This window comes from Pseudomonas sp. LBUM1664 (assembly GCF_059695895.1).
In genome coordinates, this window is record NZ_CP166791.1 from 5,885,404 (window position 1) to 5,900,511 (window position 15,108).

Annotated in this window: 11 protein-coding genes; 8 read left to right on the forward strand and 3 right to left on the reverse strand. The window is 61.5% G+C overall.

From position 1 onward, the window contains the following. Nucleotides 1-174 precede the first annotated feature (174 nt). Complete coding sequence (locus ACA047_RS27325; protein ID WP_497360568.1) at nt 175-2,619, forward strand: penicillin-binding protein 1A; 2,445 nt, start codon at nt 175-177, stop codon at nt 2,617-2,619. A 190-nt stretch (nt 2,620-2,809) separates the two neighbouring features. Here ACA047_RS27325 and ACA047_RS27330 read toward each other — a convergent pair whose 3' ends face one another. The 3 genes from ACA047_RS27330 to rpmE form a co-directional block, all read right to left on the reverse strand. After that, a complete protein-coding gene (locus ACA047_RS27330; protein ID WP_497354764.1) occupies nt 2,810-4,078 on the reverse strand; it encodes a malic enzyme-like NAD(P)-binding protein in 1,269 nt (422 codons plus the stop codon). Nucleotides 4,079-4,259: 181 nt separating this feature from the next. Next, the gene (locus tag ACA047_RS27335) at nt 4,260-5,045 is read right to left on the reverse strand and encodes a thermonuclease family protein (protein ID WP_497354766.1); all 786 of its coding nucleotides are present in this window, start codon (nt 5,043-5,045) and stop codon (nt 4,260-4,262) included. 41 nt (nt 5,046-5,086) lie between these two features. Further along, nucleotides 5,087-5,311 (reverse strand): 50S ribosomal protein L31, encoded by a 225-nt coding sequence (rpmE, locus tag ACA047_RS27340; RefSeq protein ID WP_497354768.1) that lies wholly within the window; start codon nt 5,309-5,311, stop codon nt 5,087-5,089. 169 nt (nt 5,312-5,480) lie between these two features. Between rpmE and ACA047_RS27345 the strand changes: the two genes are divergently transcribed. The 7 genes from ACA047_RS27345 to phaC all read left to right on the forward strand — a co-directional run bounded on the left by ACA047_RS27345 (nt 5,481) and on the right by phaC (nt 15,023). Then, nucleotides 5,481-7,700 carry a primosomal protein N' gene (locus ACA047_RS27345; RefSeq protein WP_497354770.1) on the forward strand — a complete coding sequence of 740 codons (2,220 nt, stop codon included), beginning with the start codon at nt 5,481-5,483 and terminating at the stop codon, nt 7,698-7,700. Nucleotides 7,701-7,990: 290 nt separating this feature from the next. After that, the gene (argS, locus tag ACA047_RS27350; protein ID WP_497360570.1) at nt 7,991-9,727 is read left to right on the forward strand and encodes an arginine--tRNA ligase; all 1,737 of its coding nucleotides are present in this window, start codon (nt 7,991-7,993) and stop codon (nt 9,725-9,727) included. Nucleotide 9,728: 1 nt separating this feature from the next. Next, a complete protein-coding gene (locus tag ACA047_RS27355; protein WP_003196959.1) occupies nt 9,729-10,424 on the forward strand; it encodes an SPOR domain-containing protein in 696 nt (231 codons plus the stop codon). A gap of 281 nt (nt 10,425-10,705) precedes the next feature. Continuing rightward, nucleotides 10,706-11,236: an ATP-dependent protease subunit HslV gene (hslV, locus tag ACA047_RS27360; protein WP_003186641.1), complete on the forward strand. Its 531-nt coding sequence runs from the start codon at nt 10,706-10,708 to the stop codon at nt 11,234-11,236. A 37-nt stretch (nt 11,237-11,273) separates the two neighbouring features. Beyond that, nucleotides 11,274-12,611 (forward strand): ATP-dependent protease ATPase subunit HslU, encoded by a 1,338-nt coding sequence (gene hslU / locus ACA047_RS27365; RefSeq protein WP_497354773.1) that lies wholly within the window; start codon nt 11,274-11,276, stop codon nt 12,609-12,611. An 80-nt stretch (nt 12,612-12,691) separates the two neighbouring features. Then, nucleotides 12,692-13,069, forward strand: coding sequence for a gamma-butyrobetaine hydroxylase family protein (locus ACA047_RS27370; protein ID WP_497354775.1), 378 nt, complete (start codon nt 12,692-12,694; stop codon nt 13,067-13,069). Between the two features lie 274 nt (nt 13,070-13,343). Further along, nucleotides 13,344-15,023, forward strand: coding sequence for a class II poly(R)-hydroxyalkanoic acid synthase (gene phaC, locus ACA047_RS27375; RefSeq protein ID WP_497354777.1), 1,680 nt, complete (start codon nt 13,344-13,346; stop codon nt 15,021-15,023). Nucleotides 15,024-15,108 lie beyond the last annotated feature (85 nt).

Genomic DNA, 15,108 nt, shown 5'->3' on the forward strand with positions numbered 1-15,108 from the left:
CTCTCTAATATGCGTTGCGTTCAATCACCGCCGCCCGACGGACGTCCGGATGGCGTTACCGACGAAAAAAAATGCTTATAATGCCCAGCGTTTTTTTTCGCTTTGTTGCAAGCACGGGTTCCTCCCTGCACCTGGCGCCTTTTCCATTCTTTGCCTGGATATCCAAAAGCCTTGATTCGTCTGCTGAAATTTTTCGGATGGTCCATCATCGCCGTTTTCTGCGGACTGCTCTTGGGTCTGAGCGGCGCGTTTCTTTACCTTAGTCCGGGATTACCGTCCGTGGAGGCGCTGAGAAGCATTCAGTTGCAGATTCCCCTGCGGGTGTACAGCAGCGACAACAAGTTGATCGCAGAATTTGGTGAAATGCGCCGTACACCGATCCGTTTCGCCGACATTCCCCCCAATTTCATCAATGCGTTACTAAGTGCTGAAGACGATAACTTCGCCAACCACTATGGTGTCGATCCGGGCAGCCTGATGCGGGCCGCGAGCCAGTTGATCAAGAGTGGTCACATCCAGTCCGGCGGCAGCACCATCACCATGCAGGTGGCCAAGAACTTCTTCCTGAGCAGTGAACGCAGCTTCTCGCGCAAGACCACCGAGATCCTCCTGGCCCTGCAAATCGAGCGGCAGCTGACCAAGGATGAAATCCTCGAGCTGTACGTGAACAAGATTTACCTGGGCAACCGCGCCTACGGTATTGAGGCGGCGGCGCAGGTGTATTACGGCAAGTCGATCCGCGATGTGAGCCTGGCGCAGATGGCGATGATCGCCGGCCTGCCCAAGGCGCCGTCACGCTTCAACCCGCTGGCCAACCCGGCGCGCAGCAAGGAGCGTCGCGACTGGATCCTGGGGCGCATGTACAAACTCGGCAAGATCAGCGAAGCCGACTACACCACCGCAATCAACGAGCCATTGAACGCCAGCTATCACGTGCCGACGCCGGAAGTGAACGCCCCGTACATCGCCGAGATGGCCCGTGCCGAGATGGTTGGCCGCTATGGCAGCGACGCCTACACCGAAGGTTTCCGTGTGACCACCACGGTGCCAAGCAATTTGCAGGAAATGGCCAACACCGCGCTGCACGAAGGCCTGATGACCTACGATCAGCGCCATGGTTACCGTGGGCCTGAATCGCGCCTGCCGGGCAAGACCAAGGAAGCCTGGGCCCTGGAACTGACCAAGCAGCGCACCATCAGCAGCCTGGAACCTGCGATCGTCACGTCGGTGGACAAGGACGGCATCAAGGTGCTGACCCGCAATGGCGAGCTGGAAGAGCACGTGAGCTGGGACACCATGAAATGGGCCCGCCCGTTCCTCAATACCAACAGCATGGGTGCCAACCCTCGGCAGCCGTCAGACGTTGCCCAGGTCGGCGACTTGATCCGGGTACAGCGCCAGCCGGACAACAGCCTCAAATTCAGTCAGATCCCGGCAGCCCAAGGCGCACTGGTGTCCCTCGACCCACAGAACGGTGCCATCCGTTCGCTGGTGGGCGGCTTCGCCTTCGAGCAGAGCAACTACAACCGCGCATTGCAGGCCAAGCGCCAGCCGGGGTCAAGCTTCAAGCCGTTCGTCTACAGCGCCGCCCTGGATAACGGCTACACCGCCGCCAGCCTGGTGAACGACGCACCGATCGTGTTTGTCGATGAATACCTGGACAAGGTCTGGCGCCCGAAGAACGACACCAATACGTTCCTGGGCCCGATCCGCCTGCGCGAAGCGCTGTACAAATCCCGCAACCTGGTGTCGATCCGCCTGCTTCAGGCACTGGGAGTGGACCGCACCATCGACTACATCAGCAAGTTCGGCTTCAACAAGCAGGACCTGCCGCGCAACCTGTCCCTGGCCCTGGGCACCGCGACCCTGACCCCGATGGAAATTGCCACGGGCTGGAGCACGTTCGCCAACGGCGGATACAAGATCACCCCGTACATCATCGACAAGATCGAAAGCCGTAACGGCGACACACTGTTCGTCGCCAACCCGCCACGGGTGCCCACGGGCGAGCAGGCCAGCAACGGCGTCGCTGCACCGGCCACCGAGACCTTCACGGTGAACGCGACACCGGGCGAAGCCACGACGGCCCCAGCTGTACCGCAAGCACCGGCCATCGCCGAACGCATCGTTGACGGCCGTACCACCTACATCCTCAACAGCATGCTGGAGGACGTGATCAAGCTCGGTACCGGCCGCCGCGCACTGGCCCTGGGCCGTACAGACCTGGCGGGCAAGACCGGCACCACCAACGAATCCAAGGACGCCTGGTTCTCGGGCTACAACGGCGATTACGTCACCACCGTCTGGACCGGCTTTGACCAGCCCGAAAGCCTTGGTCGTCGCGAATTCGGCGGCACCGTGGCGCTGCCGATCTGGATGAGTTACATGGGCGCAGCCCTCAAGGACAAACCGGCCCACACCCAGCCGGAACCGGAAGGCATCCTCAGCCTGCGAGTCGACCCTGTCAGCGGCCGTGCAGCCACACCGGGCACGCCAGGCGCGTACTTCGAACTGTTCAAGAGCGAAGACACCCCACCGTCGGTCAACGAGCTGGGCAACGGCACCGCGCCAGGCAGCCCGCTGCCAGCGGACGAAGCGGCGCCGATTGATTTGTTCTGATCAGCCCCTGAGACACTTGAGATGATCGTTCCCACGCTCCGGCGTGGGAATGCCTCTACGGACGCTCTGCGTTCGGTTTCTGGAACGCGGAGCGTCCCGGGCGGCATTCCTGGGAACGATCAACTTGCCGCTTCAAGCCCATAAAAAAACCCTGGCTGATTAGGCCAGGGTTTTTTATGGGCGACTGCTCTTAACCGTTGAACACGTCATCCACGCTTTTGAGCGGGTAGTTCTTCGGATACGGCAGGGTCGCCACGCCAGTCTCGATCGCAGCCTTGGCCACGGCGTCGGAGATCAGGGTGATCAGACGAGCATCCATTGGTTTCGGGATGATGTACTCACGACCGAATTCCAGCTTGATGCCGCCGTAGGCGTCGCACACTTCCTGAGGCACCGGCAGCTTGGCCAGTTCGCGCAGGGCATTGGCAGCCGCGACTTTCATTTCTTCGTTGATGCGCTTGGCGCGAACGTCCAGGGCACCGCGGAAGATGAACGGGAAGCCCAGTACGTTGTTGACCTGGTTCGGGTAGTCCGAACGACCGGTAGCCATGATCACGTCGTTGCGGGTCGCGTGAGCCAGTTCCGGGGCGATTTCCGGGTCTGGGTTCGAGCAGGCGAACACGATCGGGGTCGGCGCCATGCGCAGCAGGTTTTCCGCGCTCAGCAGGTTTGGACCCGACAGGCCGACGAATACGTCGGCGCCGTCCAGCGCGTCCGCCAGGGAGCGCTTGTCGGTAGCGTGGGCAAACACGGCCTTGTACTGGTTCAGGTCGTCACGGCCGGAATGGATCACGCCGGTACGGTCAACCATGAAGATGTTTTCGATCCTGGCACCCATGCTCACCAGCAACTTCATGCAGGAGATGGCCGCAGCGCCGGCACCCAGGCAGACGATTTTGGCTTCCGGCAGGGTTTTGCCAGCGATTTCCAGGGCGTTGATCATGCCGGCCGCAGTCACGATTGCGGTGCCGTGCTGGTCATCGTGGAACACCGGGATGTCGCACTGTTCGATCAGGGCGCGCTCGATCTCAAAGCACTCAGGTGCCTTGATGTCTTCCAGGTTGATGCCACCGAACGTGATGGAGATACGCTTGACGGTGTCGATGAAGGCTTGCGGGCTTTCGGAGTCGACTTCGATGTCGAACACGTCGATACCGGCGAAGCGCTTGAACAGCACGCCCTTGCCTTCCATGACCGGCTTGGAGGCCAATGGGCCGAGGTTACCCAGACCGAGAATCGCGGTGCCATCGGAAATGACTGCAACCAGGTTGCCCTTACCGGTGTATTTGTAGGCCAGTTCAGGGTCGCGAGCAATTTCGCGTACTGGTTCGGCTACGCCGGGACTGTAGGCCAGCGACAGATCGCGGGCAGTAGCGGTGGCCTTGGTGAGCTCGACACTCAGCTTTCCTGGACGAGGATTAGCGTGATATTCGAGAGCGGCAGTTTTCAGATCAGACATGTGGGCATTCCGCTTTTACTGTGTTGGACAGACGGACCGCCGAGGATACGCGCCTCGCAAAGTCCCTACAAGACTGACCAGTCACCCCTGTCAAGCGCCCAGCCCTACGACTTTGGGCCAAGAGCCACGAAACACAAGGGTTATATGCATACAATATTGACGAAAAATGTCTACAATTTTTTTATTGAGACGCCGCGCTCAACATGGTCGGATCGGTCAACGGCAGCAACCAGCGCGCCTGACCTTGCTTGAGCCCATCACGCCGCGAACGATCGACCACCCAACCACGCGCCTCGATTTTCTGGCCCTTGAGTTTCTCAAGCGAAGCCATACCGAAACGGCTCACAAGATTGGGTGCAACGCGCAATACAACCGAATCCTGCAATTCGAGCCAAACGCCGCCACGATTGCGCCTGACTTCGCTCACGCGACCGCTGAGTACAACGAAGCCCGAGGCCTTGATTTGCTGCGCCTTGAGCACGGGCGAACGCTTCCACAGCCCGAGGCCCGCTTCGCGCGCCTGACGCTCGGCGGCGCGCTGGCAGTCCACCAGATCGACATTCGGGGCCACCGCCACGTGAAAACCCAGGCCTTCGGCGAGCAATTGCGCTTCCAGATTCTTGCCATCGGCGCTGTAGACATGAGCCAAAGTGCGCCCGTAGCGATCTTTGGCTTCCCTGCCAGGCAACAACCCCACACGCCCCTCGCTGGCGGTCACCAGTGCATCGAGGCGGCGGCGGGCGGCAACGGCAAAGGGTTCGTCGGAACGCCCCTGCCGGCCCAGCTCAGGGCTGTTGAGGCCAATCATGCGCACGCTGCGGCCATCGCTCAGGCGCAGGGTATCGCCATCCACCACCCGCTGGACCGTCACTGGGGCAAGGCCCGTCGGTGCCGGACAGAAGGCCTGGGCGCCGGTCAGCCAAATCGCAGACACAAAAAAGGCGCCCGCAAGGGACGCCTTTTTCATCAGTCTGGAGCCGTCGAGACGACCATCCAAAATGATCAGCCTCAGGCTTTTGGAGCAACTTTGCCGAAAGCACCGAAACGATCGGCGAACTTCTGAACGCGGCCGCCGGTATCCAGAGTCTTTTGCTTACCGGTGTAGAACGGGTGGCATTCGTTGCAAACGTCGATCGACAGGGCTTTGCCGTAGGTCGAACGAGTTTCGAACTTGTTGCCGCAGCTGCAAGTTACGGCAATTTGTGGGTAGTCCGGATGGATATCGGTTTTCATGGTGTTTCCTCAGGCTAGCGTGCCGCCACCCAACACTATTGTTGAATACCGCACGTAATTAGGCCGCGGATTCTACCAGACAACATCAATCGCGCAAGCTATGACTTGTACCAACCGTCTGCTAGGCTCCCGGCCTTCTTCACCGTCCGTTCAATCGAGATCTCCCCGCGTGCCCGACGCCATTCTGCGCCTCGCCTTGCCTTCGCCCCTGCGCCGCCTGTTCGACTACCGCGCCCCGGCCGGGGTCCTGCGCGCCCAGTTGCATCCGGGCATGCGTCTGCGGGTGCCGTTTGGCCGGCGGGAAATGATCGGGATTCTGGTGGAGATTGCCGACCACAGCGAGGTCCCGGCCGATAAGCTCAAGCCGGCCCTGGCCCTGCTCGACACCACGCCACCGCTGCCCGCGTCGCTGTTCAAGCTGTGCCTGTGGACCTCTCAGTATTATCAGCACAGCCTCGGCGACACCCTGAGTTGGGCGCTGCCGGTGCTGCTGCGCCAGGGCGAACCGGCCGAGGCGCGGCAGGAGCGGTTCTGGTCGGTGATGCCCGGCGCCTCGATGGACGACCCGCGCATCGCCCGCGCCCCGCGCCAGCGCGAGGCCCTGGCGACCCTGGCCCAGCATCCCCACGGGGTGGCCCATCAACTGTTAAGCAAACTGATGCTCAGCAAGGACAGCCTCGACCTGCTGCTGGCCAAGGACCTGGTCCAGGTGGAGGTGCGCAGGCACGCCCCTGGCGCCCGTCATGAACATTGGCTGGCCCAGCCGGAACTGCCACTCAATGCCGAACAGCGGGCCGCTTGCGAGGCAATCCGGGCAGGTTTCGACAGTTATCACGCCTTTCTGCTGGCGGGCGTCACCGGCAGCGGCAAGACCGAAGTCTATTTACAGCTGATCCGCCAGACTCTGGAAGCCGGTAAGCAGGCCTTGGTGCTGATCCCGGAAATCAATCTCGGCCCACAAACCCTGGCGCGCTTCGAACAGCGCCTCAACGCCCGGATTGCCCTGGTGCACTCGGCGGTCAACGACCGCGACCGCCTGGAAGCCTGGCTCGCCGCGCGGGACGGCGAGGCCGACATCATCATCGGCACCCGTTCGGCCCTGTTCACGCCGATGAAAAATCCCGGCCTGATCATCATCGATGAAGAACACGACGGCTCCTATAAACAGCAGGAAGGCCTGCGCTACCACGCCCGCGACCTGGCGCTGGTGCGCGCTCGCCAGGAAAATATCCCCATCGTCCTCGGCTCGGCCACACCGTCCCTGGAAAGCCTGCACAATGCCTACACTGGCCGCTATGGGCTCCTACGCCTGAATGAGCGAGCCGGTGGCGCCAAGCAGCCGCGCTTCCTGCGTCTGGATGTGAAAAGTCGCCCGCTGGACAGCGGTATTTCCGGGCCGATGCAGCAAGCCATCGGCCAGACCCTCGCCGCCGGTCAACAGGTCCTGGTATTCCTCAATCGCCGAGGTTTTGCTCCGACCCTGTTGTGTCATGACTGCGGCTGGATGTCTGGCTGCGAACGCTGCGACGCGCGCATGACCGTGCATCAGCGCCATGGCGAACTGCGCTGCCACCATTGCGGCCACGCCGAGCGAGTACCGAGGCATTGCCCGCAATGCGGCAAAGTGGACCTGCGCCCAGTGGGTGCCGGCACCGAACGGGCCGAAGAACGTCTGGGCATCCTGTTTCCCGATTACCCGGTACTGCGGGTGGATCGCGACAGCACTTCGCGCAAGGACGCGATGAATCAATTGTTCGCCACAATCCAGAAGGGTCAGCCATGCATCCTGGTGGGCACGCAGATGCTTGCCAAAGGACATCACTTCCCCCGGGTAACACTGGTGTCGATCCTGGACGCCGACGGCGGGCTGTTCTCCGGCGACTTTCGCGCCAGCGAGCGCATGGCGCAGTTGATCGTCCAGGTCGCAGGCCGCGCCGGACGCGCCGAGGAGCCGGGCAAAGTGATTATCCAGACCCACCTGGCGGACCACCCGCTGCTGATACAACTGACCGAGCAGGGCTACTTCGCCTTCGCGGAACAGGCGTTGAGCGAACGTCGCAGCGCCGGTCTGCCGCCCTTTGCACACCTGGCGCTGTTGCGGGCCGAAGCCCACAAGCCGGGACAGGCAGAAGCCTTCCTCGACGAAGCCTGCAGCGAGGCAGAGCGCTTGCTGGCCGAGCAGAACCTCACCGGCATCGAACTGCTGGGCCCGGTACCGGCGCCGATGGAGCGCCGAGCGGGGCGCTATCGGGCCCAACTTTTATTACAGGCCAATGCCCGGGCGCCGTTGCATCGGCTATTAAGTGCCTGGCTGTTGGCGCTGGAACAAATGCCCAGTGGGCGGGCGGTGCGCTGGTCGCTGGACGTGGATCCGGTGGATTTGTATTGATTGGGGTGACCGCAGAACTTATTCACCCCCAATACCCCTTGTGGGAGCGGGCTTGCTCGCGAAGAGGGAGTGTCAGTTGACCTAGATGCCGGCTGACCCACCGCCTTCGCGAGCAAGCCCGCTCCCACAGGGGATTGGTGTAAATGGGAAAGTCAGGCCGCCTCGCAAACATGCATAAAGACCCCAACCGACCCGCTACAGTTGGCAAGCCCGCCTTCGCCACGGATAATGCCCAGTTTTTCCACCAGCGCATCGAAGCGCCGCCGCGCCTGCGGTTGAAAGAGAAGACCATGAAAGACACCATTCGCCAGCTCATCCAGCAAGCCATCACCCAACTCGTCACTGACGGTGTGCTGCCAGAAGGCCTGTCGCCGGCGATTCAGGTCGAAAACACCCGCGACAAGGCCCACGGCGACTTCGCCAGCAACATCGCGATGATGCTGGCCAAACCGGCCGGTCTGAAACCACGGGATCTGGCGGAAAAAATCATCGCCGCGCTGCCGGCCGACGAAAACGTCAGCAAGGCTGACATTGCCGGCCCCGGGTTCATCAACTTCTTCCAGAACACCCAGGCCCTGGCCTCGCGCCTGGATGCGGCCCTGGCCGATGCGCGTATCGGCGTACGCAAGGCCGGCCCGTTGCAGCGTACCGTGGTCGATCTCTCGGCGCCCAACCTCGCCAAGGAAATGCACGTCGGCCACCTGCGCTCGACCATCATCGGCGACGGCGTGGCCCGGGTACTGGAATTTCTCGGCGACACCGTGATCCGCCAGAACCACGTCGGCGACTGGGGCACCCAGTTCGGCATGCTGATGGCCTATTTGCAGGAAAACCCAGTCACCAGCGACGAGCTGTCGGACCTGGAGAACTTCTACCGCGCCGCCAAGCAACGCTTCGACGAGTCGCCCGAGTTCGCCGACCGTGCCCGCGGCCTGGTGGTCAAGCTGCAGGCCGGCGATGCCGAGTGCCTGGCGCTGTGGGCCAAGTTCAAGGACATTTCCCTGTCCCACTGCCAGAAAATCTACGAACTGCTGAACGTCAAACTGACCATGGCCGACGTGATGGGCGAAAGCGCCTACAACGACGACCTGATCAACGTGGTCAACGACCTCAGGGCCAAGGGCATGCTGGTCGAAAGCAACGGCGCCCAGTGCGTGTTCCTCGACCAGTTCAAGACCGCCGACGGCGAGCCATTGCCGGTGATCATCGTCAAGGCCGACGGCGGCTACCTCTACGCCACCACTGACCTGGCGGCCGTGCGCTATCGCAACGGCGTGCTCAAGGCCGATCGGGTCCTGTACTTCGTCGACCAGCGTCAGGCCCTGCACTTCCAGCAGGTGTTCGAAGTGGCGCGCCTGGCCGGTTTCGTGTCCCATCCGATGGAAATGGAGCACATGGGCTTCGGCACCATGAACGGCGCCGACGGCCGCCCGTTCAAGACCCGCGATGGCGGCACGGTGAAGCTGATCGACCTGTTGACCGAAGCCCAGGACCGCGCCTACACGCTGGTCAAGGGCAAGAACCCGGACCTGGCCGAAGACGAACTGCGCAAGATCGCCAAGGTCGTGGGCATCGACGCGGTGAAATACGCCGACCTGTCCAAGCACCGCACCAGCGATTACAGCTTCAACTTCGACCTGATGCTCAATTTCGAAGGCAACACCGCGCCGTATCTACTGTACGCCTACACCCGCGTGGCGGGGGTGTTCCGCAAGCTAGGCAAAAGCTTCAGCGAAGTGGACGGCCAGATTGTGCTTGAAGCGGCCCATGAACAGGAGCTGGCGGCAAAACTGGCGCAGTTCGGTGAAGTACTGAACAACGTTGCCGACAAAGGCACGCCACACACCCTGTGCGCTTACCTGTACGATGTGGCCGGTCTGTTCTCCAGCTTCTACGAGAACTGCCCGATCCTCAGCGCCGATACCCCAGAGCAAATGCAGAGCCGCCTGCGCCTCGCCGCGCTGACCGGGCGTACGCTCAAGCAAGGCCTGGAACTGCTGGGCCTGGAAACCCTGGAGCGCATGTAAGTTGGCAGCCAAGAAAAAACCTGCACCCAAACGCGGCGCCAGTCGTTACCAGCCTCCGGCCAAAAAGCCGATTCCAGGTTGGTTGTGGATGGCCATCGGCCTGACCGTTGGCGCTTTCATTGTGTTTCTGATGAAGCTCGAACCAGGCCAGGGCGATGACGTCAAGCGCGTCCGGCAAGAGCAACAGAAAGCCACGCGCATCGCCGAGGCCAACAAGACCCCGCCGAGCCCGACGCAACCGGTGAAGCCCAAATACGACTTCTACACTCTGTTGCCAGAATCGGAAGTCATCGTGCCGCCCGATGCGGTGCCGGAGAAAACCCTGCCGACGCCACAGGTGCCCACCACCCCGGTGACCCCGGCCGAAGCGGCGAAGATCGACACCGCCCGTGCCCAGGCGGCACTGGCGGGCATCACACCGCCACCAGCCCCACCCGTGCAGAAGGCGGCACCGGTGACGAAGTTCTTCCTGCAAGCCGGCTCGTTCCGCAAGGAAGCCGATGCCGACAAGGTGCGGGCGCAGATCATTTTGCTGGGCCAGTCCGTGTCGGTGGAATCCGGAACCGTGAAGGATGAAACCTGGTACCGGGTACTGGTCGGCCCGTTCAGCAACCGCGAAGAACTGACCAAGGCACAAAAACAACTGGCCGGCAGCGGTTTCAGCAACCTGCTGTTACAACAACGCCAGAGTCGCTGATCTCACCCTTGCGGCGATGACCTGTTGTGGCGAGGGTGCTTGCTCCCGCTGGGCTGCGCCCCGTAGGAGCTGTCGAGCGGAGCGAGGCTGCGATCTTTTGATCTTGATCTTCTGCTTGATACTTAAGTGATAAGGGAAAGATCGCAGCCTCGCTCCGCTCGACAGCTCCTACGCGCCTCGCACCACTCGTCCCCTCCCCCGCGCCACGGTTGAAAAACCCCGCGCCACCCCCATATGAGTTCCATCCGGGCATTTTCGCCCCGCTGCGTGGAGACTCTCCCTTGACCACCATCGTTTCAGTCCGCCGTCATGGCAAAGTCGTCATGGGCGGCGACGGCCAGGTTTCACTGGGCAACACCGTGATGAAAGGCAACGCGAAGAAAGTCCGCCGCCTCTATCACGGCCAGGTCATCGCCGGGTTCGCCGGGGCCACTGCCGACGCCTTCACCCTGTTCGAACGTTTCGAAGGCCAGCTTGAAAAACACCAGGGCCATCTGGTGCGTGCCGCCGTGGAACTGGCCAAGGAATGGCGCACCGACCGCTCCCTGAGCCGCCTCGAAGCCATGCTCGCGGTCGCCAACAAAGACGCATCGCTGATCATTACCGGCAACGGCGACGTCGTTGAGCCTGAAGATGGCCTGATCGCCATGGGTTCGGGCGGCGCCTACGCCCAGGCGGCGGCCAGCGCCCTGCTGAAAAAGACTGACCTGTCGGCCCGCGAGATCGTCGAGACGGCCCTGGGCATTGCCGGCGACATCTGCGTCTTCACCAACCACACCCAAACCATTGAGGAGCAGGATCTCGCGGAATAAGCCACGGCTCATTCTTGCTTGAGGACCGCCAACTATTATGTCCATGACTCCCCGCGAAATCGTCCACGAACTCAACCGCCATATCATCGGCCAGGACGATGCCAAGCGCGCCGTCGCCATCGCCCTGCGTAACCGCTGGCGCCGGATGCAGCTGCCCGAAGAATTGCGCGTCGAAGTGACCCCCAAGAACATCCTGATGATCGGCCCGACCGGTGTCGGTAAAACCGAGATCGCCCGTCGCCTGGCCAAACTCGCCAACGCGCCGTTCATCAAGGTCGAAGCCACCAAGTTCACCGAAGTCGGCTACGTCGGCCGCGACGTCGAGTCGATCATCCGTGATCTCGCCGATGCGGCCATCAAGCTGCTGCGCGAACAGGAAATCACCAAGGTTCGCCACCGCGCCGAAGACGCCGCCGAAGAGCGCATCCTTGACGCCCTGCTGCCGCCAGCACGCATGGGCTTCAACGCCGAGTCCGCGGCCACTCAGGATTCCAACACCCGCCAACTGTTCCGCAAGCGCTTGCGCGAAGGTCAGTTGGACGACAAGGAAATCGAGATCGAAGTGGCGGAAGCCGCCGGCGTCGACATTTCTGCTCCACCGGGCATGGAAGAAATGACCAACCAGCTGCAAAGCCTGTTCGCCAACATGGGCAAGGGCAAGCGCAAGAACCGCAAGCTCAAGGTCAAGGAAGCGCTGAAACTGGTGCGTGATGAAGAAGCCAGCCGACTGGTCAACGAAGAAGAGTTGAAGGCCAAGGCCCTGGAAGCCGTCGAGCAGCACGGCATCGTGTTCATCGACGAAATCGACAAGGTCGCCAAGCGCGGTAACGTCGGCGGCGCTGATGTGTCCCGTGAAGGCGTACAGCGCGACTTGCTGCCGCTGATCGAAGGCTGCACCGTCAACACCAAGCTGGGCATGGTCAAGACCGACCACATCCTGTTCATCGCCTCCGGTGCGTTCCACCTGAGCAAGCCGAGTGACCTGGTGCCGGAGCTGCAGGGTCGCCTGCCGATCCGTGTCGAGCTCAAGGCACTGACACCTGAAGACTTCGAACGCATCCTGAGCGAGCCTCATGCGTCCCTGACCGAACAGTATTGCGCGCTGCTCAAGACCGAAGGCCTGGCGATCGAGTTCACGCCAGAAGGCATCAAGCGCCTGGCGCAGATCGCCTGGCAGGTCAACGAGAAGACCGAGAACATCGGGGCCCGTCGCCTGCACACGCTGCTCGAACGCCTGCTCGAAGAAGTGTCGTTCAGCGCCGGCGACCTGGCCAGCGCCCACAACGAAGCGCCGATCCTCATCGACGCCGAGTACGTCAACAGCCACCTGGGCGAATTGGCGCAGAACGAAGACCTGTCGCGGTATATCCTCTAAGCGGCAAGCCTCAAGCTACAAGCGGCAAGCCGGTTACCTCCAGCTTGTGGCTTGTGGCTTGTAGCTTGTAAGCTGCTTTCATGACCAAACTCCCCACCGCCATCAACCTGCACAAAGCCTCCAAAACCCTGACGCTCAACTATGCGCCGGGCGAGGAGTATCACCTTCCCGCGGAGTTCTTGCGGGTGCACTCGCCTTCGGCCGAGGTTCAGGGTCACGGCAACCCCATCCTGCAACACGGCAAGCTCGGCGTCGGCCTGACCAAGGTTGAACCGGCCGGCCAATACGCACTGAAACTGACCTTCGACGACGGCCATGACAGCGGACTGTTCACCTGGGACTATCTCTACCAGTTGGCGGTACGTCAGGATGACTTGTGGAACGATTATCTTGCTGAACTCAAAGCAGCCGGAAAAACCCGCGACCCGAACGAGTCCGTCGTCAAGCTGATGCTCTAACTCAAGGGCTGGCACTTTAGGGCGAATTTTCTAGAGTCATCTGCTTGAATGCCCGCGCAGCAACGTCAATGACTGGCCTGCTTGCGAAAAAAATTAAACTCGGGTAACCAATGGAGCTGGCAAGTTCCCTGCAAAGGAACCGGCGAGTTCCTTGCACAAGTTTCCTCATTGGCCTCGATGCGGAATTAACGGTCACCCGAGCAGCGTACCTGGTATTGGCTGGGCTTAACGGCACGGTCCAGGTACTCGTCTGAAGGACAATGGAGCGTCGTAGATGAGCAACAAGAACAACGATGACCTGAAGTACCAAGCCTCGGAAAATACCCTGGGGTTGAATCCTGTCGTCGGCTTGCGCAGAAAAGATCTGCTGGCCTCTGCCCGCATGGTGCTGACCCAGGCCATCAAACAACCGCTGCACAGCGTCAAGCACGTCGCCCATTTCGGCGTTGAGCTCAAGAACGTCCTGCTCGGCAAATCCGGGCTGCAACCTTCGAGCGATGACCGACGCTTCGCCGACCCGGCGTGGAGCCAGAACCCGCTCTACAAACGGTATCTGCAAACCTACCTGGCGTGGCGCAAGGAGCTGCACGAGTGGATCGACGACAGCAGCCTCTCGCCCCAGGACATCAGCCGCGGGCATTTCGTGATCAACCTGATGACCGAAGCCATGGCCCCGACCAATTCGGCGGCCAACCCGGCGGCGGTCAAGCGCTTCTTTGAAACCGGCGGCAAGAGCCTGCTGGACGGTTTGTCGCACCTGGCCAAGGATCTGGTAAACAACGGCGGGATGCCGAGCCAGGTCAACATGGGCGCGTTCGAAGTCGGCAAGAGCCTGGGCGTGACCGAAGGTGCCGTGGTGTTTCGCAACGACGTGCTGGAGTTGATCCAGTACCGGCCCATCACCGAACAGGTCCATGAGCGACCGCTGCTGGTGGTGCCGCCGCAGATCAACAAGTTCTATGTATTCGACCTGAGCCCGGAGAAGAGTCTGGCGCGCTTCTGCCTGCGCAGCAACGTGCAGACCTTCATCGTCAGTTGGCGCAACCCCACCAAGGAACAGCGTGAGTGGGGCCTGTCGACCTACATCGAGGCGCTCAAGGAAGCGGTGGACGTGGTCACGGCCATCACCGGCAGCAAGGACGTGAACATGCTCGGCGCTTGCTCGGGCGGCATCACGTGCACCGCGCTGCTGGGTCACTACGCCGCCCTCGGCGAGAAAAAGGTCAATGCCCTGACCTTGCTGGTAAGCGTGCTCGATACCACCCTGGACACCGACGTGGCGCTGTTCGTCGACGAGCAGACCCTGGAAGCGGCCAAGCGCCACTCCTACCAGGCCGGCGTACTCGAAGGCCGCGATATGGCCAAGGTCTTCGCCTGGATGCGCCCCAACGACCTGATCTGGAACTACTGGGTCAACAACTACTTGCTGGGCAACGAGCCGCCGGTGTTCGACATCCTGTTCTGGAACAACGACACCACGAGGCTGCCGGCGGCCTTCCACGGCGACCTCATCGAAATGTTCAAAAACAACCCGTTGATCCGACCCAACGCACTGGAAGTGTGCGGTACGCCGATCGACCTCAAGCAGGTCACCGCCGACATCTTTTCCCTGGCCGGTACCAACGACCACATCACACCGTGGAAGTCCTGCTACAAGTCGGCGCAGCTGTTTGGCGGAAAAGTTGAATTCGTGCTGTCGAGCAGCGGTCATATCCAGAGCATTCTCAACCCGCCGGGCAACCCCAAGTCGCGCTACATGACCGGTGAAGACATGCCGGCCAAGGCCGAGGACTGGCAGGAGAATTCCACCAAGCACACCGATTCCTGGTGGCTGCACTGGCAAACCTGGCAAGCCGAGCGCTCGGGCAAACTGAAAAAAGCACCCACCGTATTGGGCAACAAGACCTACGTGGCGGGTGAAGCGGCGCCCGGCACTTATGTGCATGAGCGGTAACGGATGCAACTCGTCTGCTGCGGGAGTGGGCTTGCTCACGAAAGCACTCCAACAGCCGATATTAAATGCAAGACCCGCACACTGA

Excerpts from the sequence above, each read along its gene's own strand:
- phaC (WP_497354777.1), top strand. The coding sequence starts at position 13,344 with ATGAGCAACAAGAACAACGATGACCTGAAGTACCAAGCCTCGGAAAAT.
- ACA047_RS27330 (WP_497354764.1), bottom strand. The coding sequence starts at position 4,078 with ATGTCTGATCTGAAAACTGCCGCTCTCGAATATCACGCTAATCCTCGT.
- argS (WP_497360570.1), top strand. The coding sequence starts at position 7,991 with ATGAAAGACACCATTCGCCAGCTCATCCAGCAAGCCATCACCCAACTC.
- hslU (WP_497354773.1), top strand. The coding sequence starts at position 11,274 with ATGTCCATGACTCCCCGCGAAATCGTCCACGAACTCAACCGCCATATC.
- ACA047_RS27335 (WP_497354766.1), bottom strand. The coding sequence starts at position 5,045 with ATGAAAAAGGCGTCCCTTGCGGGCGCCTTTTTTGTGTCTGCGATTTGG.
- rpmE (WP_497354768.1), bottom strand. The coding sequence starts at position 5,311 with ATGAAAACCGATATCCATCCGGACTACCCACAAATTGCCGTAACTTGC.
- ACA047_RS27370 (WP_497354775.1), top strand. The coding sequence starts at position 12,692 with ATGACCAAACTCCCCACCGCCATCAACCTGCACAAAGCCTCCAAAACC.